Source organism: Ensifer sp. ZNC0028, from assembly GCF_000799055.1.
Lineage (GTDB): Bacteria > Pseudomonadota > Alphaproteobacteria > Rhizobiales > Rhizobiaceae > Ensifer.
On record NZ_JTLA01000132.1, the window covers coordinates 1 to 23,869 of the forward strand.

The window sequence follows — 23,869 nt, forward strand, 5'->3', positions numbered from 1 at the left end:
GGTGCTGCCGGCGGAGAGCCAGCCGGCACAATAGCCGAACACGAGGGCGGTGGAGCAGACCCACCGCTCTTTCTGACCTTCGACCAATCTCGCGGGGTCGCTGGGCGTAGTGACGCGCAAAAGCTTGTTGACGGCATCCATCACGGGCGCAACGGACCGCGCGTCGAGACACCGGACGATCCCGAAACCGCGTGCCGTCACGATCAGCAAGCTCGACAGACCATTCCCTGCCATGTGATCAACAGTTCGACACGAAATACGGCAACTGCCGTATTTCGCCTACCGGTTGCAAAGGATAGTTTTGCGCGGCCCGCGTCGTGAATTCCATGTCCTTTCAACGTCTTGCGCCCCCCGCGCCACGTCGCCGGCCCACGGGGACCTGCCTTGAAGAAGAACTGCCGTACCGCCATCCACCTCGCCACGCTCCTGCTGTCGTCCGCATTGTCGCAATTTGCGCTCGCACAGGATGTCGGCGACCCCAGTGATCCCGAGACCTGGCGCACGCCCGAATTCAAGGCGCAGTGGGGGCTTGCGGCAATACACGCCGAGTATGCCTACATGCTGGGCTACGACGGCAGCGGCATCAAGGTCGGCGTGGTCGACAGCGGCCTCGACATCACGCATCCGGAATTTGCCGGGCGTTATGCGGAAGGCATTACCTTCAACCCGGACAAGCCGTGGAATTCGGTCGCCGAGGGTCACGGCACCATGGTTTCGTCTGTCATTGCCGCCAATCGCGACGGGGTCGGCATGCATGGTATCGCTCCTGGCGCAACCATCGTCGCCGTGGGGCGTCGGACAGGCCGGGCTATGTCGATTTCGATGCGACCAATTACGGCATCCGGGCGCTGGTAGATCAGGGCGTACGGATCATCAACAACAGCTATGGCGGTGGGTTCGCAGGCGAATTGTCTGCCGAACAGTTCGAAGCAGAAATGCCGGGCAATCTCGCCACCTATCGCTATGCGGTATCTGAGGGGGCGCTACTGATCTTCGCAAGCGGTAATGCGGGCGGAACAGAGTCTTCGTTGTTGGCGGGCGCGCCATACCTGTTTCCAGAACTGGAGCCAGGGTTTCTGGCCGTCGCTGCAACCAGCCCCTCGCGCATAGCCAATTGGTCAAACCGATGCGGCGTCAGCATGAATTGGTGCCTCGCGGCACCTGGGGGCGACGATGTCGATCGATGGGACGAAGAGAAAGGCGAATGGGTATGGGCCAACCCGGAAAACAACATCATGGTTGCAACGCCCGGCGGCGGCTACTCAAGAGAAACCGGCACGTCGCTTGCGGCCCCTTTCGTTGCGGGCACGGCAGCCTTGGTTGCACAGGCTTTTCCTTACATGACGATGCACCAGGTGCGGCAGGTCTTGCTGGGGACGGCGACCGACTCCGGTGATCCGGGCGTTGACGCAATCTTCGGCTATGGCCTCGTCAGCGCCGGCAGAGCGGTGCGTGGTCCGGGCAAGTTCGACTGGGGCGATTTTCACGCGGACGTCCCCGACGGGCAGAGCAGTTGGTCGAACGACATCACGGGACAAGGTGGCCTGATCAAATCAGGCGATGGCGTGCTGATGCTGCACGGGAACAGCACATATGGCGGCGGCACGCGCATCGATGGCGGCATTCTGGCACTTTCCGGCAGTATCACCTCCAACACCGCTGTCGATAAAACCGGCACGCTTTCGGGCGACGGCATCATCCGCGGCAACATCGACAATGGCGGTGCGATCTATCCCGGCTGGGGCGGACAAGGCGGCGCTCTGACCGTGGACGGCAACTTTCGCCAGTCAAGCGACGCCTGGTTCCTCGTCAATCTCGATGCACCCGACGGCACCAGTCGGCTCGACGTCGCCGGCACTGCGGACATTGCCGGCATGGTCGATGTCATGATCAGGCCCGAAAACTACAAGGGTAATGGTCGCCACACGATCCTCTCCGCAGCCGGTGGCGTGACGGGCCGGTTCGAGGACGACTGCGGCTGCTACGCGTTCCTCGATCTCTCGCTCGCCTACGATCCGACCACCGTCTATCTCGATGTCGCCCGCAACGGCGTGGCCTTTGCGGACCTTGCGACAACCCGCAACGGAGCATCAGCGGCTCGAGCGATCGAGCGCCTCGGCCTCGGCCGATCCCTGCATGATCTCGCGGTGACCCTTGACGCCGGCACCGCCTCCGATCTTTTCGGCCAGCTGCCCGGCGAAGTCTACGGCTCGACCGTGACAGGCCTGATCGAAAACAGCCAGGTCATCGGCAACCAGATGAACGACCGGCTGCGCTCGGCCTTCGAGACCGTCGGCGCGAAGGCGCTGCCGATCGTGGCAGCGGACGATCTCACCACCGGGTCGATCGCGGCAGCGGAACGTTACGGCGCCTGGGGTTCCGCCTTCGGCGCCTGGGGCCATACGGATGGTGACGGCAACGCCGCCGCGCTATCGCGTTCCACCGGCGGCTTCGTGGCCGGTCTCGACGGCCTCGTCAACGATGACTGGAGGCTAGGCTTCCTCGCCGGCTACAGTTCGTCGAGCTTCAAGGTGGACGACCGCCGTTCGTCCGCCTCCAGCGACAACTATCATCTCGGTGTCTATGGCGGCACGCAGTGGGGCGCCCTGTCGTTCCGCTCGGGCCTTGCCTATACGTGGAGCGATATCGACAGCAGCCGCAATGTGATCTCGCCGGTGCTGGTCGGCAGCCTGACCGCCGACCACCGTGCCGGCACCACCCAGGCGTTCGGCGAACTCGGCTATGGCATGCAGGCGGGCAGTCTTTCCTTCGAGCCCTTTGCCAATCTCGCCTATGTCAACGTGCATACCGACAGCTTCACGGAGAAGGGCGGCGCAGCGGCCCTATCCGTACGCGGCGGCTCGGACGACATGACCTTCACCACGCTCGGCCTGCGGTTGGCGACCGATTTCGACCTTGGAACGGCAAAGGCTACCGCCCGGGGCGTCATTGGTTGGCGACACGCGTATGGCGACGTCACGCCGGAGGTTTCCCAGGCGTTTTCCGGCAGCGACGCCTTTTCGGTCGCCGGCGCACCGATCGCGCGCGACAGCGCCCTCATAGAGGCCGGTTTCGACTTTGCCGTCTCACCGACGGCAACGCTTGGCATCTCCTATCAGGGGCAGATCGCTTCGGCCGCTCACGATCACGGGGTGCGGGCCGATCTCGCCATCAAGTTCTAGCGGCTGCTGGCCACGCCGGTCACGAAGCGATCTGCTCGGGCGCCGGCGTCAGGTTTCGCGAATGGCTTGGCGGCGCGCCCATGATCTTGCGGAAGGCGCGGCTGAAGGACGCCTCGGAATCATAGCCGAGACGGTTGGCGACATGGGCGACGCGCTTTCCTTCGCGCAGCCACTGATGCGCCTGGTGCATGCGCATCCGTGCCACATAGCGCGCCGGCGTCTCGCCGACGGTATCGGCGAAGCGCTGGGCGAAACCGGAGCGCGACGCGCCCATGAGCTTTGCCAGTTCCGGCACCGTCCAGTCCTTCGTCGGGTCGAGATGGATGGCGGCGAGCACCCGGCCGACCTCCGGATGACGCACGGCGGCAAGCCAGCCGGTCGCCGTGCCGCAGCCGTGCTCCACCCAGGCGCGGATGATCGTCGCGGTCAGCACGTCGGCAAGCCGCGCCAGGATGCCGCCGGAGCCGACGCGCTGCATCGCTGCCTCGCGCGTCATGGTATCGAGCAGCGACGGGATCGACGGCTCGCTCGAAGCCAGATCACTGGTGCGCATGACCGACGGCATGAGCTGCAGGAGGGGATGAAGCCGGTCGACGTTGAACTGCATCACCGCGAAGAACAGCAGGTTCTGGGTATCGGAATTGGGGCATTGCACGTCGACGATGCCGTCGCAAAGCTGCCGTTTCGGCAGGTCGTGGATCGAGATCGTCGGCAGGCCGGGCTTGCTGGCAAGCACATGCGCGTCGCCACGCGGCAAGAGCACGGCATCGCCCGGCGTCAGCTCCACCCAGGCGCCATCGGGGCTCTGAAGATGGGCCGAACCGGACGCCAGAAAGTGAAAACGCGCGGGTTCCTGGGCCGGATAGGCGGTTGCCCATGGCGCACAGGGCTGGCAGCGCCCATATTCCACTCCGTCTAACCTCAGGCCGCGCAGGATGTCGGTCAGCGCATCGGTCATGAGTCACTCCAGCTTTGGACAAACGGCACAGTGTTTTGGATTTTCTAGCATAGAAACTCCAGTAAGCCATGCATATTTTCATCTCACCTGCAATGGAGATAGAAATTATGGATGGCATCGTCGCAAGGCCTTCAGGCGAGGCGGATGAACAAGAAAAGCCGCTATGGGCGGCGGTCGTATCCCTGGCGCTCGGCGTTTTCGGCCTGGTCACGGCGGAATTTTTGCCGGCAAGCCTGCTGACGCCGATGTCGGCCGATCTCGGCGTTACCGTCGGTGCGGCCGGACAATCGGTGACGACCACGGCCGTCGTTGCCGCCATCGCCGGCCCGGGGATCGTCGTCTACACCGGTCGCTTCGACCGCCGCAACGTGCTGCTCACATTGACGGCGCTTCTCATCATTTCCAGCCTGATCGCCGGCTTCGCATCCAGCCTTCCGATGCTGCTTGTCGCGCGCTTCCTGCTCGGCATCGGCCTTGGCGGTTTCTGGGCCCTGTCGCTGGCGCTTGCCATGCGGCTCGTTCCCGGCCGGCTGATGCCGCGCGCCATGGCGATCGTGATGTCCGGCGTGTCGATCGCGACCGTTTGCGCGGCCCCGGTCGGCGCCTGGATCGGCGCGACGCTCGGCTGGCGCTACGCCTTCCTGCTTGCCGCCGCCGTCGGCATCGTCACCTTCATCGTCCAGGCGCTGACCGTGCCGCGCCTGCCGCCGAAGGGAACGACCGGGCTCAACACCATTCTCAACGTCTTGAGGCGCCCGGCGATCCGGCTTGGCCTGGCAACGATCCTGCTCGTCGTCACGGGTCACTTTGCCGGCTTCACCTATGTCCGCCCGTTCCTTGAACAGGTGCCGCAGTTCGGCGTCGAGGCGATCACCGCGATCCTGCTCGCCTTCGGCGTCGGCGGTTTCTTCGGCAACATTGCCGGCGGTTTCCTCGCCGAGCGCAGCACGCGACTGTCGATGATGTCGGCCGCCGCGGGCGTCGCCGCCACGACGCTGGTCCTGGCCCTGGCGGGCGCGCTGCCGTCCGTCGCGATTGTTGCCACCGCCGCCTGGGGCTTCGCCTTCGGCGCCCTGCCGGTCAGTGTCCAGTCGTTCCTGAGCCGGGCTGCCGGCGACGAGGCCGAAGGCGCGGGGGCCGCAACGCTCACCACCTTCCAGATCGCCATTTCCACCGGCGCAATCCTCGGCGGCCTGCTCGTCGAACTACAGGGTCCGGCCGGCGTCTTCCTCTTTGCGGCCGTGGCCGCGATGCTCGGCACCTCGCTGGTGTCTGTCTATCGCGAGCGGGTTCTTCAACCAGCGGAGTAACAACAACCGCATCAGCTTGGTGCGGGAGTGGCAACTCGCACCTGCGCCTGCCGGGCTCCCAAAGGTTCGGCAGGCAAAGCAATTCTCAGCGCCGCGCAGCGACCAGGGGTCACGGCGGGCACTGCACACAGCGAGCGTAGTGGGCTTGGTCGGAGACCACACACCCCTCCACCCACGTCGCCAAGATCAATTCCCCGGAAGCCGCCGCTCCTTCCAGGCTGCTTTCGGCACTTCGCCACCGATCGCTATGCTGAAGGAGGTCACTTCGGTCGCATCTTCATTGACGACGCAATTGAAGTCGACGTCATACCAAGTCGATTTGTTCTGGTAGGCTCCACCGCTGGCGTCCATACGGTTTTTGGCGATGAAGCCGCCCCTCGGTCCGAACGGCACCAATCCTTCGGGCGGGGTATCCGGCCGTTGGCTGCGGATCTGTTCCAGCGCCTCGAGATTGCACAGTTGCAGGATCCGCCTCTTGACCGGCAGGTTGATCAGGGCCTGCTTCACCCGCGGATCGGCAATCGACTTTGCAGAATAAAGTTCCTTTGCTTCGGTCAACTTGCTCGGAACGGGCTTGAGTTCGACCTTTGCCGCAGCATCGGCCGGCTTGGTCTTTGTGGTCCCTTCCGATTTGGCCGTCTGCGGCTTGGCGTCAGGCGTCTCTTTTGGTTCGGGCTTGGCTTCGGCCACCGTTGCCGCAGGCTTTTCATCCGCCTTCTGCGTGGCGCTGTCAGTGGATCTCGCAGGCACGGCAAGCGTTGACGGAGGCTTCGGCTCCTTGACCGGTTCTTTTTTCTCGGTCGAAGGCGCCGTTGCCGGCTTATCCGCCGGCTTTGCCTTGTCGTCCACGGCCTTTGCCGGCTCGGAAGCCTCGGTCTTTTTCTCCGTCTCGCGCGCAGCCGGCGGAAGCTCTGCCTCCTTGTTGTCCTGCTTGGTCTTGGCCATCGCCGAGGCGAAGGATTGCGGCAGCTGTTGCGCCGGCTTGGGTTGCGGCTTCGGGTCTGCCTTCGGCTGGGGCTTAGGCTTGGGCTGCGGTTTCGGCTGTTCAGCCTTCTTCTCTTCGCCCTTTTTCGGCGCCGCCTTCTTTTGCTCTGCCTGCTTCTGTTCGGCCTTCTTCGGCTCTTTGGCCTCTGCCGGCGGCGGAACGAGCTCGACGTTGACGGTCTGCTCCTTCGGCGGCTTCGGCAGCTCGAACGGCAGGTCGTACAAAAGGAAAAGGGCTACGACGAGGTGCAGGGCGACCGACACCGGCGCGCCCCATCCCATCCGTTCCCGCCAATTTCCCGCAAAAAGCTGCATCGCCAAGGAGATAAACCAATCGACGGGCGGAACCTAGGAGCTTCCGCCGATCTCAACAAGAGGCATAGGCCTGCATATGCAGCCGGAGTTTTGCGCTGCAGCGTGCCGGTCATCGGTCGAGGGCCAATGCAATCCCCGCCTTCTGGGGTCATCGCCATCAACCGATGAGCTCTTGTCAAAAACGTTCCCGGCAAAAACGAGGCGGCGAAATCTGTTTCGGGTCCCGCGCTTATTTCGCACAATCATACCTATTATATAATTTCTATAGATTTAATTTTTAAGCACGCCTCGAGCGGCTCTGGCCGGTGGCGCAATGACATTCTTTGGCTTTGGGGACCCTTATGCAGCGAACTTCCACTCACCGAAAACTTTTCACAAAAGCCTTTGCCGCGACGGCAGCGCTGGCGGCGAGCCTGATCGCCACTTCGGCGCTCGCCGGCGAAACGCTCGACAAGATCAAGGCGCGCGGCGTCATCAAGGTCGGCGTCGGCACCACGCCGGGCTTCTTCTCGCCCGACAGCGACGGCCGCTGGCAGGGCTTCTTCGTCGATTTCGGCCGCGCCATCGCCATTACCGTCTTCAACGATGCCGAGAAAGTCGAGTTCACCAATTCGTCGCCGCAGCAGCGTCTGCCGGCGCTGCAGTCTGGCGAGTTCGACATTCTGCTTTCGGGCGTCACCCAGACGGTGAGCCGCGCCTTCAAGCTTGGCTTCCACTTCGGCCCCGTCGTCTTCTACGACGGCCAGGGCCTGCTGGTGCGCAAGGACCTCGGCGTATCCAAGGGCGAAGAACTCGACGGCGCGACGATCGGCGTCCAGAGCGGCACCACCGGCGAACTCAACATCGCCGATTTCTTCCGCAAGACCGGCAAGGCTTTCACGCCGGTCACGATCGAGGAAACCGGCGAGTTCCTGAAGGCGCTCGACAGTGGCCGCGTCGACGCGCTCACTCAGGATGCGACCGACCTTGCCGCCAAGCGCACCCAGCTCTCCAAGCCCGACGATTACGTGCTTCTGCCGGAGCGCCTGTCGAAGGAGCCCTTGGCGCCGGCTATCCGCGCCGGTGACGACCAGTGGCTCGAAATCGTCAACTGGACCGTCTACGCAACGATCCAGGCGGAAGAGTTCGGCATCACCAAGGACAATGTCGATACCTTCCTCAAGAGCGAAGACCCGGCGATCAAGCGCTTCCTCGGCGTCGACCCGTCGCTCGGCGAAGCCATCGGTCTCGATCCGAAATTCGCCTACAACATCGTCAAGACCGTCGGCAATTACGGCGAGATCTTCGAGCGCAATGTCGGCAAGGGTACGCCGCTCAATTTCGAGCGCGGCTACAACCAGCCCTGGACGGCTGGCGGCCTGCTCTATTCGCCGCCGTTCCGTTGAGCCGGTTCATGGCATTTCCCATGATACGCCACATCCAACCGGGCCCTTCGGGGCCCGGACCTGTCTCGCGCCTCCTTTCGTGGATCGGACCGCTGCCGTTGCAGCAAGGCCTGCTCTTTGTCGGCGTGCTGCTGCTTTTTGGCTTTCTCGGCCAGAACACCGCCGAGAGCATGCACCGCATGGGCCTGACGCCGGGCTTTGCCTTCCTCTCCCATCAGGCCAATTTCGAGATTGGCGAAAGCGTCCTTCCTTACGCAGCCGGCGACAGCTACGCCCGGGCGCTGGCCGCCGGCATCGCCAACACGGTCAAGGTCGCACTCGTCGGCTGCCTGCTTGCAACCGTGCTCGGTGTCGCGCTCGGCATCATCAGGCTCTCGGGCAATCTGCTGCTCGCGACCTTCGTGCATGGCTATGTCGAGCTTCTGCGCAATACCCCATTGTTGCTGCAACTGTTCCTCTGGAGCGCGATCATCCGCGCGCTGCCGCCACCGCGCGGCGCCTATACTTTCCTCGGCTGCGTCTATCTCAGCAATCGCGGCGTCTTCCTGCCCTCGCTTTCGGTCGACGGTCTGCCGGCCGCCGTGTGGCTGCCCGCGCTGCTCCTGACCGCCTTCGCCGCACTCATCATTTCCAGGCGCCTGCTGGCGGGCGCAACGTTCTATCTGCCGAAAACCGCCGGCACCGTGCTCGGCGCGCTGGCAATCTTCTATCTCGTGCTCACCTCCCTCGGCTTCAGCGCCTCGGTCGACGTGCCCGCCAAGGGCGGCTTCAACATTCGCGGCGGCCTGTCGCTGACACCGGAATTCGCCGCGCTGCTGATCGGCCTCGTCGTCAATGCCTCCGCCTCGATTTCCGAGATTGTGCGCAGCGGCATCCAGTCGGTGGCGTCGGGTCAATGGGAAGCCGCCCGCGCACTCGGGCTGAAACCGACGCAGATCATGCGACTCGTCGTGCTGCCGCAGGCGCTTCGCGTGATCACACCGCTGATGATTTCGAGCTTTCTCGATCTGACGAAGAACTCGAGCCTCGCGGTCGCGATCGGCTATCCGGATCTCGTCAGCGTCGCCAACACCACGGCCAACACCACCGGTCAGGCGCTCGAAGCGATCATCCTCATCGGCGCCGTCTACCTGACCATCAGCCTTTCGGTTTCGGCCCTCATGAACCTCTACAACCGGCGCGTGGTCCTGCGCGGAGAAGGAAAACAATGAGCCAGATCGAACTTGCGCCGCCGGTTGCACCCGACTGGCACCGCTGGCGCGAAGGCCTCTTCAGTGGCTGGGCCAATGGCCTCGTCACGCTGGCAACGCTCGCCGCGCTCCTCTGGCTTGCTCTTCCCTTTGTCCGTTGGGCCGTCATCGACGCCGTCTGGACCGGCACGGCGGCCGATTGCGCCGCGGAAGGCACTGGCGCCTGCTGGGCCTTTGTCGGCGCCAAGTTTCGGTTCATGCTGTTTGCCTTCTTCCCGCCGCCGCTACAATGGCGCCCCGTGCTGGTGATCGTCCTGATCGCTGCGCTGCTGACGGTCTCCGCCCTTCCCCGCTTCTGGAGCCTCCGCCTGGTGCCGATCTGGTTGTTGGCGCTTCTCGGCATCTGGCTGCTGATGGCGGGCGCGGCCGGACTGGAGCCGGTCTCGACCAATCATTGGGGCGGACTGCCGATCACCCTCACCGTCTCGATCGCCGGCCTCGCCTTCGCCTTCCCGATCGCGCTGCTGCTGGCCCTTGCCCGCCAGTCGGACATGGGCATCGTTCGGTCCCTGGCCATCGCCTTCATCGAAGTGCTGCGCGGCGTGCCGATGATCGCCGTTCTCTACGTGGCGATGCTGATCGTGCCGATGGCGCTGCCGAGCGGCGCGGCCATCGACAAGCTGCTGCGCGCACAGATCGGCGTCACGCTGTTCTTCTCCGCCTATCTCGCCGAGATCATCCGCGCCGGCCTCCAGGTGATCCCGGCGGGTCAGAAGGAGGCGGCCCTATCGCTTGGCCTCGGCCGGATCCAGATGCTCCGGCTGGTGGTGCTGCCGCAGGCGCTGCGGGCGGTCATCCCGGCCATCGTCAACCTGTCAATCGGTATCGTGCTCAACACCTCGCTGTTGGCCGTCATCGGCATCTACGATCTGCTGAATGCCGCCAAGACCTCGGCCACCGACCCCGCCTGGCTCGGCTTTTACAGCGAGGCCTATATCTTCGCGGCACTGGTCTATTTCGCCATCTGCTTTTCCGGTTCGCGCTACAGCCTCTGGCTGGAGAGAAAGCTCAACAGTGGCCATCGCCGATAGCCACATCCGACGGGGGTTGCGTGCCACGCGCCGCCGGGCCAAGAGTGCGCCGAAGCGAAATCTGTGACCGGGCAAAGCGCATGGGACAAAAAAACATCGCCGTCATTGGCGGCGGACCGAGCGGCTTGATGGCCGCCGAGGTGCTGTCCGAGCGCGGCCACGCGGTCACCGTCTATGACAGCATGCCGACGGTGGCGCGCAAATTCCTGCTCGCCGGCAAGTCGGGTCTGAACATCACCCATTCCGAACACTATGCCGCCTTTGCCGAGCGCTTCGGCGATGCTTCGCCACAGCTGCGTGCGGCGTTGGACGCCTTCACGCCCGACGATGTCAGGCGCTGGGCAAAGACGCTCGGCACGGAAACCTTCGTCGGCTCCTCGGGCCGCGTCTTCCCAGAGGTGATGAAGGCGTCGCCGCTGTTGCGCGCCTGGCTCAAGTCGCTGGAAGGTCGAGGCGTTCGCATCCTGACGCGGCACCGCTGGACAGGTTTTGAGGGCAACGCGCTTGCGTTCGATACTCCCGACGGCAAGGCGCTTGTCAGCGCCGATGCGACCCTGCTTGCGCTCGGCGGCGCCAGCTATCCGCGTCTCGGGTCGGATGCCGCCTGGGTTTCCTGGCTGGAACAGAGGGACGTGTCTGTCGCCAAATTCCAGCCTGCCAATTGCGGCTTCGATGTCGGCTGGAGCGAGACCTTCCGCGAGCGTTTCGCCGGCGCGGCGCTGAAGGGCGTCACCGCGACGTCGGACGCGGGCACCGTCCCGGGCGAATTCGTGGTCAGCGAGACCGGTATCGAAGGCAGCCTCGTCTATGCGCACACGAGCGCGCTTCGGGACCGATTGTCCGGCGGGGAACCGGCCGACCTGGTGGTCGACCTCGCCCCGGGACGTACCGTCGGGAAATTGGCAAAAGACCTTGGCCGCTTCGACAGCAAGACCAGCTTCGCCAATCGCCTGCGCAAGGGGGCTGGCCTCGAAGGGGTGAAAGCGGCGCTGGTGCGTGAGGTTTCGCCTGATGCCGCGCGCTTGCCGCCGCCGGAACTTGCGGCCTTGATCAAGGCGCTGCCGATCCCGCTCGTCCGCCCGCGCCCGATCGCCGAAGCCATCTCGTCCGCCGGCGGCATCGCCTGGTCCGCGATCGATGACGACTACATGCTGAAATCAATGCCCGGCACCTTCGTCACCGGCGAAATGATCGACTGGGAAGCGCCGACCGGAGGCTATCTGCTGACCGCCTGCTTTGCCACAGGCCGTGCGGCGGCGCGCGGTATCGATCGCTGGCTTAGCCCGCCGGCATAAAAAATCGCCGCGCCCTTGCCAGGCGCGGCGATCGTTTCAAGTGGCGTCAAAGCCTTACTGGTCGTTCAGCACCAGCCCCTTGGTCAGTTCCAGCGCCTGGCGCTCGAAGAGACCGCGGTAGATGCCGCCGTCGAGACGGATCAGCGCGTCGTGCGTGCCCTCCTCGGCGATCCGGCCGTGGTCGAAGACCAGCAGCCGATCGAGCGCGCGAACAGTCGACAGCCGGTGCGCGATGACCAGCGTCGTGCGCCCGAGCATCAGCCGCTCCATCGCCTGCTGGATCAGCACCTCCGATTCCGAATCGAGGCTCGATGTCGCCTCGTCGAGGATCAGGATCGGCGCATCCGCGAGGAACGCGCGGGCAATGGCGATGCGCTGGCGCTCGCCGCCCGAGAGCTTGACGCCGCGTTCGCCCACCAGCGTGCCGTAGCCTTTCGGCAGCGCCGTGATGAAGTCGTGGGCGCTTGCAAGCTTCGCCGCCTTCTCGATCTCGCTCTGCGTGGCGTTCGGCCGCGCATAGGCGATGTTCTCCGACAGAGAGCGATGGAACAGGATCGGCTCCTGCTGAACGATCGCGATCTGCTGGCGCAGCGAGGTCTGCGTCACCGACGCGATGTCCTGACCATCGATCCGGATCTCGCCGGCTTTCAGGTCGTGCAGGCGTTGGATCAGCTTGACGAAGGTCGTCTTGCCCGAACCCGAATGCCCGACCAGGCCGACACGCTCGCCCTCCCGGATGGTCACCGAGAACCGGTCGTAGAGCGGCTTGCGGTGCGCACCGTAGTGGAACGTCACATCCTTGAACTCGATGCGGCCGTCGGTGATCCGGATCGGCTTGGCATCCGCCTTGTCGTCGATGCCGAGCGACTGGCCGTGGATGTCGACAAGCTCCTCCATGTCGTTGATCGAGCGCTGCAGGTTGCGGATGTGCTGCCCGACTTCACGCAGGTAACCCTGCAGGATGAAGAACGAGGTGAGCACGAAGGTGATGTCGCCGGCCGTCGCCTGGCCCTTCGACCAGAGGAACAACGCAAAGCCGATCACCGCCGCGCGCAGGATGAGCAGCATGGCGCCCTGCGACGTGCCGTTGGTCGTGCCGCGGATCCAGGTGCGGCGCGTGCGGTCACGCCATTTGGCGAGCACCTTGGCAAGACGTGCGTCCTCGCGGCTTTCGCCACCAAAACCCTTCACGACGATGTTGCAGCTCACGGCATCGGCGAGCGCCCCGCCAAGCTTGGTGTCCCAGCGGTTGGCAAGGCTTGCCATCGGCGCGACATAGCCGAGCGACAGCACGATCGTCATCAGGATGAAGACGATCGACCCGATACCGATGATGACGCCCATCATCGGCCAATAGAACGACATCAGGATTGTCGATCCGACCAGCATCACGACGGACGGAAACAGGGCGACGAGCAAGGTGTCGTTCAGCAGATCGAGCGCCCACATGCCGCGCGTCACCTTGCGCACCGTCGATCCGGCAAAGCTGTTGGCATGCCAGTCGGTCGAGAAGCGCTGGATGCGATAAAACGCCGCCGATGCGATGTCGGTCATCATCTTGAGCGTCAGATCGGTGACCCCCAGGAAGGTGAAGTGCCTGAGGATGATCGCGCCGAGCGACAGCGCCATCAGCATCCAGAAGGCGGCAAGCGCCGCATCCCAGGCAAGCTGATCGGTCGCCACGCCGGAAACGACGGCGTCCACGAGCCGGCCCGAATAGAGCGGCGTCAGGACGTCGGCAAGCGTCGACAGGAGAACCATGCCGAGAATGACGCTGATGCGCAGCGGCTGCGCTTTCCAGTGCGACCAGGTGAATCCGAGAACGCTGCGGAACGCCCCGCCGCGCAGGTCAATACGAGTAAAAGCCATAACAATCGCCCGATGCGCGACGCATCGGCCTCAAACAAGATCAGAATGGAATATGCCGTTAAAAGGAACCCAGCTTCCGATGCGGCATCATTGGAGTGACCGTATCCTCAAGAGAGGAAGGGCCAAGGTCAGCGAAACGAAATCCGACCTGGAAAAGACGGAAAGGCGAAAATGCCCTTCCCGGCCCAGTTCAAGACTGCACGCCGCCCCGTAGGGAGAAAGAAAAAGCTGGCATCTTTTGAAACCTCCCTGATTGGTTGCCGGAAGACGAGCTATAGGCGAATCGCGCGCAACCGCCAAGTGCAGAAATCTTGCCATGGTGCCAATCGTCGCGGCTGCGACCTGTTTGCAACAGTCTCCGACATGCCTGCGGGGTTTACGGCGATGTGCTGTTCGTAGCAGAGTACGCCGCGATCGCCGACCGTGCATGGCACGAAACGGCGGCATCTTGGGGAGGGTCCGCGACAACCGGCACCGGCAATGACCGGACGGCGATGCGCGGTGGGAGTGAATTGACAAGGTTCCGATTCTATATCATTGCGGCCCTGCTGCCGCTGATCACCCTTGGCTTCATGGCGTTTGCAGGCCCTGCGCGTGCTGTCGAGAAGCAGGAACTCGTGGTGGTCACCTCCTATCCGCCGTCCTTCTTCGAGCCCTTCCGCGCTGCGTTCGAACGCGCCAATGCCGACATGCGAGTGACGATCGTGCAGCGCAACACCGCGAGCGCCAGCCGCTTCGTCATCGAGAAGGCGGATGTGCCGGCCGACATCTTCTGGGCCTCGGCGGCCGATGCCTTCGAACTCCTGAAGCGCAACGGGAGCCTGCGTCCGATCGCGCCGCGCAACACCGGCGCACCGGATCATGTCTTCGGCTACCCGGTGAACGACCCCCAAGGCTATTATCTCGGCTTCGCGCTGTCGGGCTACGGCTTCGTCTACAATCCCGCCCATCTCGCGCGCAGCAAACTGCCTGTGCCGGAGAACTGGCAGGATCTGCTGAACCCCGTCTATACCGGCCAGATCGGCATCACCACGCCGTCCCGTTCGGGTACGACGCACCTGATCGTCGAGGCCTTGCTGCAAACCTACGGCTGGGAGAAAGGCTGGGCGATGCTGTCGCAGCTCGGCGGCAATCTCTCAACGGTTACCGCCCGCAGCTTCGGGGTTGCCTCCGGCGTGGCGCAGCGGCGCTTCAGCATCGGCATCACCATCGACTTCCTCGCCACCTCGCCGGATTTCGCCGGCGCCGGCAACGTCTTCGTCCTGCCGCCCGACACCGTGTTCGTGCCCGCAAGCATCGGCATCCTCACCCGGGCGCGCAACGTGCCGGGAGCCGAACGCTTCGTCGATTTCGTGCTTTCTGAGGCTGGCCAGAAACTCCTGCTGTCGCCGGCAATTGCGCGCATCCCGGTCAATCCCGCGCTCAACAGCAACCTGCTGCCACAGGAAGACGGCGAGCGCCTGCTGAAATCCGGTGGCTTCGACGCGGCGCTGTCGGCGCGCAGATACGGGCTCGTCAATCTGATTTTCGACGACTATATCGTGCGCCGCCGGGCAACCCTTGCCCGACTGTGGAAGAGGGCCGCGGATCTGGAGGCGATGAATATCGAAGACGCGCAACGGCTGAGCATGCTGGCCCGGGCGCGACAGCTGTTGGGCCAGCCCCCGCTTTCGGCAAGCGAAGTCGCCAATGTGGCGGCGGCCCTGCAAGGCGAATGGCCGCGTGGCGTTGCCCGCTCCCCTGCCCATGCGGAACTCGCCAGCCGCCTGCGCGCGCGGATCGAGCAGAACCTCAGCGAGGCGGAGCAGTTGCTGTCCTCGGCCGCGCGATCCGGCGGATCCGTCAATCTCCATCCGTGGCGGCAGTGACGATGGCGGTGCTCGAAACGACCGCCCGGCAGCCGCGCTGGCGCTTCGGTATCGGCGCCCGCCTCGTGCTTGCCTTCGTCGCGATCGTCGGGCTTGCCGTCGGCGCCTGCGTGGTCGGCTGGCTTTCCTATGAGCGGCTGTCGGGCGAACTGTCGCGCATGGCCGACGAGCAGATGCCGCAGCTCGCCTTCGCGTCACGCCTCTCCAAGGCCGGGGCCGACATCGGCTCCGTAACGTCGGTGCTTGCCGGCGCCGAGAACCGTACCGAATACAACGAGATCCGCGCCGTCTACGCGACGCGCCTCCAGACCCTCCGCGCCCTGCTCGAAGAAAACACGGCGCAATCGAGCACGGCGGCGCTGCTGCCGCTCGCCGAGGCCATCGGCACCAACCTGAAAAAGATCGACCTTGCGGCCGGCAAGCGCTTCACGCTGCGCGAGGCGATGCGTTCGGACATCGACGAGTTACGTTGGGTCCAGGCCGATCTTCTGGAAGAAGCCGACCCGTTGGTCGACGACATCCGCTTCAACATCGAGGCGGAAACCCGCAAGGGCCAGGGTGCGGCCGCGCTCGCCGAACAGCAGAAGAGCGAAGCGCTGTTGACCGTCGTCTCCCAGGCAAACCTTGCGACCGGTCTCATCGGGCGGCTCGTCAACGCCACGACCGAAGAGGAAATGCAGGAGACCAACGCCTTCCTCGGCGACAGCGCCGACGAACTGGCAAGCCGCATCCGCTCGCTCGACAGCTGGCCCGACAGCATCACCGTGCGGCAGCTTGCCGGGCGCATTCTCGACCAGTCCAACGCCTCGACGGGCATCCCCAATCGCAAGCGCTCGGAAATGCTGCAGGCCGGCACACTTGCCGAACTTGCCAGCGAAAACGGCCGGCTGGTCGAGGAGCTTGGCCGCAAGATCGAGACGGAGGTGGTGGCGATCGAGGCAAGCGCCGGGGACGCCGCGCGACGCGCGGCCGCGGCAATCGAAACCGGGCGTAGCCTGCTCCTCGCGATCGCCATCCTCTCGGTGCTGGTGGCAAGCGCCATCGGCTACTTCTACGTCCACCGCAACCTCATCGCCCGTATCCGCCTGCTGGCGACGGCCGCCGGCGCGATCAGCGCGGGCCGGCATTCCACGGCGATCCCGCCGCCCGAGGCCGACGAGCTCGGCGACCTCTCGCGTGCGCTGACCCTCTTTCGCCAGACCCGCGACGAGCTGATCCAGTCGGCAAAGCTCGCGGCCCTCGGCCAGATGGCGGCCGGCATCGGCCACGAACTCAACCAGCCGCTGGCCGCCCTTCGCGCGCACATCCACAACGCCGCCACGCTGATCGGCCGCGGCAAGGGCGAACAGGCGGTCAACAACCTCGACAAGATGAAGGGGCTGACGGGACGCATGGCCGACCAGATCAGCCATATCCGCCGCTTTGCCCGACGGCCCGACGCGCAGCTGCGGCCGGTCGATCTGACCGCAGCAGTGCGGGACGCGCTCAGCCTGCTCGAACATCGTTTCGAGGAGGAGAGCGTGATGCTCGAGCTTTCGTTGCCGGAAGGCCTCCCTGCAATGGTCATGGCCGAACCGGTCCGGCTCGAGCAGGTTGCCGTCAATCTCGTCGGCAATGCGCTTGACGCGGTCTCTGACCAGTCGCTTCGGTGCGTGACGGTCAGCGTTGAGGTCACCGGTGGCGCCGCCCGCCTGATCGTCGGCGATACCGGGCACGGCATCGCCGCGGAAAACCTGCCGGCGGTGTTCGATCCGTTCTTCACCACCAAGCCGGTTGGTTCGGGGCTCGGCCTCGGCCTGTCGATCTCCTACAACATCGTCAAGGATTTCGGCGGCGACATCGCCATCCTCGAGACCGGCCCGACCGGCACACGATTCCTCGTATCCCTGAAAGGCCCGGAATGAGACCGGAAGCGGACATCATCCTGATCGACGACGACGCCAGCGTGCTTGAGGCCTGCTGCCAGGTGCTGGAATTGGAGGACTTCACCGTCGCCCCGCACGGTTCCGTCGTCTCGGCGCTCGCCGGCCTGCGCGCCGACAGCGACACCGTGATCGTCTCGGATGTGCGCATGCCCGATCATGACGGCTTCGACCTGGTCGCCGCCGTGCGCAAGATCGATCCCGATATCCCGATCGTACTGATGTCCGGGCATGGCGACATCCCGATGGCGCTGCGGGCGATGCGCGAAGGCGCCTGGGACTTCCTCGAAAAGCCGGCCGATCCGGTCCACCTGATCGAGACCGTGCGCCGCGCCCGCGATCACCGGCGCCTGCTGCTCGAAAACCGGCGGCTGCGGCTCTCCGTCGACAAGGACGGCTGGGAAACGCGGCTGATCGGGCATTCGGCGCCGATGGTGGCGCTGCGCGACAAGCTGCAGCGCATCGCGGCAGCCAGCGCCGACGTGCTGATCATCGGCGACACCGGCACGGGCAAGGAAGTGACGGCAAGGGCGCTGCACGACTTTAGCGGCCGCAAGGGCCGCTTCGTCGCCGTCAACTGCGGCGCCATCCCCGAGACTATGCTCGAGTCCGAGCTATTCGGCCACGAGGCCGGCGCCTTTACCGGCGCGCGCGAAAAGCGCATCGGCAAGATCGAGTATGCCGACGGCGGCACGCTGTTTCTCGACGAGATCGAATCGATGCCGCTCGCAGCCCAGGTGCGGCTGCTGCGTGTGCTGCAGGAGCGCGTGATCGAACGGCTCGGCTCGAACGTCGAACTGCCGGTCAACATTTGCGTGGTGGCGGCGACCAAGGCCGATCTTCACGACGCCGCGCGGCGCGGCGAGTTTCGCGAGGATCTTGCATACCGCCTCGATATCGCCCGGGTCGAACTGCCGCCGCTCGCGCGCCGCAAGGGCGACGTCGGCCTGCTGTTCCAGCACTTCCTCGGTCTTGCCGCCAAGCGTCAGGGACGCACCCCGCCACCGGTCGGCGCGGATCATCTCGCCGACCTCAATGCCCGCCCCTGGCCCGGAAACGTGCGCGAACTGCGCAACGTCGCCGAACGCTTCGTGCTCGGGCTTGAAGAACGTACCACCGCGGACCAATGCGTCTCAAGCGACGAGACGCTGGAAACGCAGATGGACCGGCTGGAACGGACCGTCCTCATCAACAGCCTCGCCAGGCACGAAGGTCGCGTGGGCGCGACGGCGGATGCCCTCGGCATCTCCCGCAAGACGCTCTATCTGAAGATGCGCAAATTCGACATCGACGCCCGCAGCGACGGCGACGAGGGGTGATGTTACCCTTTTGACCCCACCGCGCCGGCCCGAATGTTACCTTTCTTTCCCATCCGGGCGCGAGAACGCCTGGTTTTCTAGGTTTTTCAATCTGGCACGGGCCTTGCTCTCAAGAGGACAGCCGCCAAGCATTGGCGGTCTATTGGGAGGAGATACCTATGTTGAAAACCATCGCAGCAGCGATGCTGATGTCGGCTGCCTTCATCGTGACGGCGCACGCGCAAGACGGCGGCAAGGTGACGATCGTCACCTCGTTCTCCAAGGACGTGACCGATCCGTTCAAGGCCGGCTTCGAGGCCGCCAACCCCGGCTTCACCCTCGACGTCCAGAACAAGAGTACCAGCTCGGGCGTCAAGTACATCGACGAGACCAAGGTCAACAATCAGGTCGACCTGTTCTGGGCATCGGCCCCTGACGCCTTCGACAGCCTGAAGAGCAGGCAACTGCTCGCCAAGTTCACCCCGTCGGTGACGGGCCTGCCGGAAAAGGTCGGCTCCTATCCGGTCAACGATCCTGATGGTTTCTATTTCGGCTTTGCCGCATCGGGCTATGGCATCATGTCGAACGACCGTTACCTGGAAGCCAACAATCTGCCGAAGCCGGCCGAGTGGGGCGATCTCGCCAAGCCGGAATATTTCGACCACGTCGCCATCGCCGCCCCGTCGCGCTCCGGCACGACCCACCTGACGATCGAGACGATCCTGCAGGGCGAAGGCTGGGACAAGGGCTGGGGTACGCTGAAGGGCATCGGCGGCAACCTCCAGCAGGTGACCGAACGCTCCTTCGGCGTTCCGGATGCGGTCAACTCCGGCCAGACCGGCATCGGCATCGTCATCGACTTCTTCGCCTTCTCGGCCCAGGCGAGCGGCTTCCCGGTCAGCTTCGCCTATCCCTCGGTCACGACGGTCGTTCCGGCCAATATCGGCATCGTCGCCAATGCGCCGAACCAGGCCGGCGCCGAAGCCTTCGTCAATTACATCCTGTCGGAGAAGGGCCAGGAAGTCCTGCTCGAGCCGGCGATCCGTCGTCTGCCGATCAACCCGGCGCTCTACGCCAAGGCGCCCGAAGGCTTCCCGAACCCCTTCAAGGATCCGCGCTTCCAGTCGATGATCACCTTTGACAGCGACGTTTCGAAGAAGCGCACGGATGTCGTCGACACGCTGTTCGACCAGTTGATCTCCTTCCAGCTTGAAAACCTCAAGGGCGCCACCCAGGCGATCCATGCGGCCGAAAAGGCGCTTGCCGCCAACGAACAGCCGGCTGCCCGCGCGCTTCTCGACGAAGCCAAGGCCCTGGTTGCTGCCATGCCGATCACGGCGGAAGAAGCGGCGAGCAAGGAGACCCGTGACGCCTTTACCGGCGGCGAGGACAAGACCGCGCGCCAGGCGGAACTGGAACAGAAGTGGGCCGCCTTCGCGACGGAGAAGTATGCCGCCGCCAAAGCCAAGGCTGACGAAGCCCTGAACCTCGTCGACTAAGCGACGACAGCGACCGCCTGCCCATCCCGGCGGGCGGTCAAGCTCCCGCAAACATTCAAGCTTCGCCGACCCTGGCGCGCCTTTCGCGCCGGGCTGGCCGAACTCACTCCGGAGTCTGCCCCATGGCGCTCGTCGCTTCCGTTCCCATCCGGCCCGCCGCGGCCAAACCTGGCCAGATCCTGGCTGTCTCGGTGATCGCCCTGTTTCTGGCGATCTTCCTGGTCATCCCCGCCGGCACGGTCATCTACACCGCCTTCACCGAGAAGGGCACCGGTGCGCTGACCATCGTCAACTTCATCGACTTCTTCAACACTGACCTCTTCCGCCGGTCCTTCTTCAACTCCGTCTATGTGTCCGGGATGTCGGTCGTCTGGGCGAGCGCCATTGCGCTTCCGCTCGCGGTGTTGACGACCCGCTTCGACTTCCGCGGTTCGCTGATCATCCAGACGCTCGGCTTCGTGCCTTTGATCATGCCGCCCTTCGTCGGCGCGGTGGCCATGCAGCTTCTCTTCGGCCGCAACGGCACGGTGAACCTGCTTCTGAACGACTGGTTCGGCATCCGCATCCCGTTCATGGAGGGGCTGAACGGCGTCATCTTCGTGCAGTCGCTGCACTACTTCCCCTTCATCCTGATCAACCTTTCGACCAGCCTGCGCAACATCGACCGGTCGATGGAAGAGGCCGCCCAGAACCTCGGCTCCTCCGGCTTCCGGCTCTTCCGCCGCATCGTCTTTCCGCTTGCCATGCCCGGCTATCTCGCCGGCGCGTCGCTGGTCTTCGTCAAGGTCTTCGACGACCTGGCGACGCCGCTGCTCCTCAACGTCAAGGACATGCTGGCGCCGCAGGCCTATCTGCGCGTCACCTCGGTCGGCCTCACCGATCCGATGGGCTACGTCATCTCGGTGATCCTGATTGCCGTCTCGATCTTCGCCATGTGGCTTTCGGCGGTCGCCATGCGCGGCAAGGACTATTCGACGGTGCAGCGCGGCGGTGGCGGCCTTTCCAGGCGCAAGCTCAGCCGCGGCGAAAGCGTGATCGCCTATGGCGTCGTCGCGCTGATCCTGCTCTTGGTGCTGTCGCCCCATATCGGCCTGTTGCTGCTCTCCTTCGCGACCGTCTGGTCGTTCAGCCCGCTGCCCGATGCCTACACCGTTGCCCATTACGGCCGCGTCTTCGGCGAAAGCTCGCTCTACATCAAGAACACGCTAATCTACGCCAGCCTTGCCGGCCTGATCGACGTGGTCATCGGCGGCGCCATCGCCTATCTGGTGCTGCGCACCAAAGTCATCGGCCGCCGATGGCTCGACTGGGCAGCCACCGCAGCACTCGCCATCCCCGGCGTTGTGCTCGGCATCGGCTATCTCAGAACCTTCTACGGCATCACGCTGCCCGACGGCACGCCGCTGGCGACCCTCTGGGTCATGGTGGTTTTGGCGCTCGCCATCCGCCGCCTGCCCTATGCGCTTCGCGCCTGCTACGCTGCCCTGCAGCAGGTATCGGAATCGCTCGAAGAGGCCGCCGAAAACCTCGGCGCGACCAAGCAGCGGACCATCCGCCGCATCGTCCTGCCGCTGATGACCGGCGGACTGCTCGCCGGTTTCGTCACCAGCTTTTCGACGGCCGCCGTCGAACTCTCGGCGACGCTGATGCTGATCCAGAGCAATTCGGACGCGCCGATCGCCTACGGGCTCTACGTCTTCATGCAATCGCCGGCCGGTCGCGGACCAGGTGCAGCCCTCGGCGTCATCGCCGTGATCATGGTCGCGCTCTGCACGCTTCTGTCCCACTATGTCATCGAGCGCCGCCAGAAGGCGCTGGGTACGGCCAAGTAATTCGGGAGGAAAAACAATGACAGTGAACATCAACAGCGCTGCACTCGCCGCCGGCCCCGCCAAGGCGATCAGCATCAGCGACGTCAATCTCTACTACGGCGCGCTTCACGTGCTGAAGGACATCAACCTTGAAATCCGGCCGGGCGAGTTCTTCGCCTTCCTCGGCCCATCCGGCTGCGGCAAGACCACGTTGCTCAGGCTGATCGCTGGCTTCAACAATGCCCGCCAGGGCAAGGTCGTGATCGGCGGACAGGACGTGCTCGACATGCCCGCATGGAAGCGCGACATCGGCATGGTCTTCCAGTCCTATGCACTCTGGCCGCACATGACGGTCGCCGCCAACGTCGCCTTCGGCCTCGAAGAGCGTCGGCTTCCGCGCGCGGAGATCGAAAGTCGTGTCCAGAAGGCGCTGGACCTCGTCGGCCTCAAGCACCTCGCCGATCGCCGGCCGTCGCAGCTTTCCGGCGGCCAGCAGCAGCGCGTGGCGCTCGCCCGCACCATCGCGATCGAGCCGAAGGTGCTCCTGCTCGACGAGCCGCTCTCCAACCTCGACGCCAAGATGCGCGTCGAAGTCCGGCGCGAACTGCGCGAGTTGCAGCAGCGGTTGCAGCTGACGACCATTTTCGTCACCCACGACCAGGAAGAGGCCAACACCGTCTGCGACCGGATCGCCGTCTTCAACGAGGGCAGCATCCAGCAGGTGGGAACACCGATGGGGCTTTATGAGAAGCCGGCCAACCTGTTCGTCGCCAACTTCCTTGGCACCGCCAATATCCTCGACGGCAAGGTGGCCGGCAGCGGCGCTGCCAGGAGCTTCGAGGTCGTGGGCGGCGGCTCCATCCCGATCCCGGCCGGCACCGACGTGCCCGCCGGCGCCAAGCTCGTCTTCCGGCCGCAATATGCGACGATCGGTAGCCTCGAGCCCGGCGCCGTCGCGCTCGAAGGCATCATCGCGCATCGCGAATTCCTGGGCGCGACCGTGCGTTATGGCGTCAGGATCGGGGCTGCGACGGTGCTGATCGACGCGCCGTTCCATTCCGGCGACGCGCTTCTCGAACCCGGTGCGGCAACGACGCTCGGCCTCAAGCCGTCGTCGGCGCAATGGCTCGCCCACTAGAGAATACGACGCGCGTCCGCCGGTCTCGCCGGCGGGCGCCAGGTCCCCATTTCAAGCAGCGCCATACCGCTGACACCCGAGTTCCGCATGAAAAAAGATCTTCCAAGCCTCATCCTCATCCGCCACGGCGAAACCCAATGGAACGTCGCCGGCCGACTACAGGGCCGCAAGGACACGCCGCTGACGGCCAATGGCGTGCGCCAGGCGCTCGCCATTGGCCTGCGCCTTGCCGAACGGATCGCCGAGGAGGACAAGAACCTGACCTTCTGGGTGAGCCCGCTGGGCCGCGCCCGCCAGACCGCATCGATCCTCGCCGACACCTGGTCGATCCCCTTCGATCGTTTTGCCGAGGCGGCTGCCCTCGCCGAACGCTCCTATGGCGCCTGGGAGGGCCTGGCCCATGACGAGATCGAGCGCGATCTTGTGGACCAGTACGAGGCGCACAGCGCCGACCCGTTCGACTATTCGATGCCGGGCGGTGAAAGCCGGACGGCGCTTGCAGCGCGCCTCGAAGCCTGGCTCGACACGCTCGAGCGCGGCCGGCGCCATGTCGTGGTTACCCATAGCGGCTGCCTCAGGGCGCTGCGCGGCATCTACACCGACGCCTCGCGCGACGAGATTCTTGCCTATCGCGAACCGCAGACGGCCTCGTTCCTGCTCTCGTCAGGTCGCGAGACCATGCTCGACGTGCCCCTCAACATCCTGCGCGCCCTTGGCTGCGATGGCGCCGGAAGAACCGTCTGGATCTAATCGA

18 protein-coding genes are annotated in these 23,869 nt (G+C 64.7%); 14 read left to right on the plus strand and 4 right to left on the minus strand.

Annotated features, from left to right (window positions below; translation table 11 throughout):
* Window positions 1-210, minus strand: a 210-nt coding sequence (locus L981_RS35410) for a hypothetical protein (RefSeq protein WP_210166427.1), incomplete at its 3' end; no start/stop codon positions are given.
* 174 nt (window positions 211-384) lie between these two features.
* Here L981_RS35410 and L981_RS35855 point away from each other — a divergent pair.
* Both L981_RS35855 and L981_RS35695 read left to right on the plus strand, forming a co-directional pair.
* Window positions 385-855: a S8 family serine peptidase gene (locus L981_RS35855; RefSeq protein WP_043624360.1), complete on the plus strand. Its 471-nt coding sequence runs from the start codon at window positions 385-387 to the stop codon at window positions 853-855.
* Between the two features lie 17 nt (window positions 856-872).
* Complete coding sequence (locus L981_RS35695) at window positions 873-3,182, plus strand: autotransporter serine protease (protein ID WP_256364298.1); 2,310 nt, start codon at window positions 873-875, stop codon at window positions 3,180-3,182.
* A 19-nt stretch (window positions 3,183-3,201) separates the two neighbouring features.
* Here L981_RS35695 and L981_RS28180 read toward each other — a convergent pair whose 3' ends face one another.
* On the minus strand, window positions 3,202-4,140 hold the full coding sequence (locus tag L981_RS28180; protein ID WP_043624363.1) for an AraC family transcriptional regulator: 939 nt from the start codon (window positions 4,138-4,140) through the stop codon (window positions 3,202-3,204).
* Window positions 4,141-4,247: 107 nt separating this feature from the next.
* On the opposite strand from L981_RS28180, the gene L981_RS28185 reads away from it, so the two are divergent.
* Window positions 4,248-5,450, plus strand: a complete 1,203-nt coding sequence (locus tag L981_RS28185) for an MFS transporter (RefSeq protein WP_052202065.1) — start codon at window positions 4,248-4,250, stop codon at window positions 5,448-5,450.
* Between the two features lie 186 nt (window positions 5,451-5,636).
* Here the strand turns inward: L981_RS28185 and L981_RS28190 are convergent, their stop codons facing one another.
* Complete coding sequence (locus tag L981_RS28190; RefSeq protein WP_052202066.1) at window positions 5,637-6,716, minus strand: DUF930 domain-containing protein; 1,080 nt, start codon at window positions 6,714-6,716, stop codon at window positions 5,637-5,639.
* Between the two features lie 374 nt (window positions 6,717-7,090).
* Here L981_RS28190 and L981_RS28195 point away from each other — a divergent pair, with 374 nt between their 5' ends.
* The 4 genes from L981_RS28195 (at window position 7,091) to L981_RS28210 (ending at window position 11,710) form a co-directional block, all read left to right on the plus strand.
* Window positions 7,091-8,134 carry an amino acid ABC transporter substrate-binding protein gene (locus L981_RS28195; protein ID WP_043624367.1) on the plus strand — a complete coding sequence of 348 codons (1,044 nt, stop codon included), beginning with the start codon at window positions 7,091-7,093 and terminating at the stop codon, window positions 8,132-8,134.
* A 98-nt stretch (window positions 8,135-8,232) separates the two neighbouring features.
* The gene (locus L981_RS28200; RefSeq protein ID WP_245281731.1) at window positions 8,233-9,345 is read left to right on the plus strand and encodes an amino acid ABC transporter permease; all 1,113 of its coding nucleotides are present in this window, start codon (window positions 8,233-8,235) and stop codon (window positions 9,343-9,345) included.
* Window positions 9,342-10,415: an amino acid ABC transporter permease gene (locus L981_RS28205; RefSeq protein WP_043624369.1), complete on the plus strand. Its 1,074-nt coding sequence runs from the start codon at window positions 9,342-9,344 to the stop codon at window positions 10,413-10,415. Before L981_RS28200 ends, L981_RS28205 begins: the two co-directional genes overlap by 4 nt.
* An 80-nt stretch (window positions 10,416-10,495) precedes the next feature.
* A complete protein-coding gene (locus L981_RS28210; protein WP_043624372.1) occupies window positions 10,496-11,710 on the plus strand; it encodes a TIGR03862 family flavoprotein in 1,215 nt (404 codons plus the stop codon).
* 54 nt (window positions 11,711-11,764) lie between these two features.
* Here L981_RS28210 and L981_RS28215 read toward each other — a convergent pair whose 3' ends face one another.
* Window positions 11,765-13,579: an ABC transporter ATP-binding protein gene (locus tag L981_RS28215; protein WP_043624374.1), complete on the minus strand. Its 1,815-nt coding sequence runs from the start codon at window positions 13,577-13,579 to the stop codon at window positions 11,765-11,767.
* Window positions 13,580-14,091: 512 nt separating this feature from the next.
* Here L981_RS28215 and L981_RS28220 point away from each other — a divergent pair.
* The 7 genes from L981_RS28220 to L981_RS28250 all read left to right on the plus strand — a co-directional run bounded on the left by L981_RS28220 (window position 14,092) and on the right by L981_RS28250 (window position 23,865).
* On the plus strand, window positions 14,092-15,447 hold the full coding sequence (locus tag L981_RS28220) for an ABC transporter substrate-binding protein (RefSeq protein ID WP_052202067.1): 1,356 nt from the start codon (window positions 14,092-14,094) through the stop codon (window positions 15,445-15,447).
* A gap of 2 nt (window positions 15,448-15,449) precedes the next feature.
* Window positions 15,450-17,351, plus strand: a complete 1,902-nt coding sequence (locus L981_RS28225; RefSeq protein WP_043624375.1) for an ATP-binding protein — start codon at window positions 15,450-15,452, stop codon at window positions 17,349-17,351.
* Window positions 17,348-18,688, plus strand: coding sequence for a sigma-54 dependent transcriptional regulator (locus tag L981_RS28230; RefSeq protein WP_043624376.1), 1,341 nt, complete (start codon window positions 17,348-17,350; stop codon window positions 18,686-18,688). The genes L981_RS28225 and L981_RS28230 overlap by 4 nt, the downstream gene beginning before the upstream one ends.
* A 158-nt stretch (window positions 18,689-18,846) precedes the next feature.
* Complete coding sequence (locus L981_RS28235; RefSeq protein ID WP_043624379.1) at window positions 18,847-20,166, plus strand: ABC transporter substrate-binding protein; 1,320 nt, start codon at window positions 18,847-18,849, stop codon at window positions 20,164-20,166.
* 122 nt (window positions 20,167-20,288) lie between these two features.
* Window positions 20,289-21,998 carry an iron ABC transporter permease gene (locus L981_RS28240; protein WP_043624382.1) on the plus strand — a complete coding sequence of 570 codons (1,710 nt, stop codon included), beginning with the start codon at window positions 20,289-20,291 and terminating at the stop codon, window positions 21,996-21,998.
* A 16-nt stretch (window positions 21,999-22,014) separates the two neighbouring features.
* Window positions 22,015-23,115, plus strand: coding sequence for an ABC transporter ATP-binding protein (locus L981_RS28245; RefSeq protein ID WP_043624384.1), 1,101 nt, complete (start codon window positions 22,015-22,017; stop codon window positions 23,113-23,115).
* Between the two features lie 87 nt (window positions 23,116-23,202).
* Window positions 23,203-23,865: a histidine phosphatase family protein gene (locus L981_RS28250; protein ID WP_043624387.1), complete on the plus strand. Its 663-nt coding sequence runs from the start codon at window positions 23,203-23,205 to the stop codon at window positions 23,863-23,865.
* The last annotated feature ends 4 nt before the right edge of the window (window positions 23,866-23,869 follow it).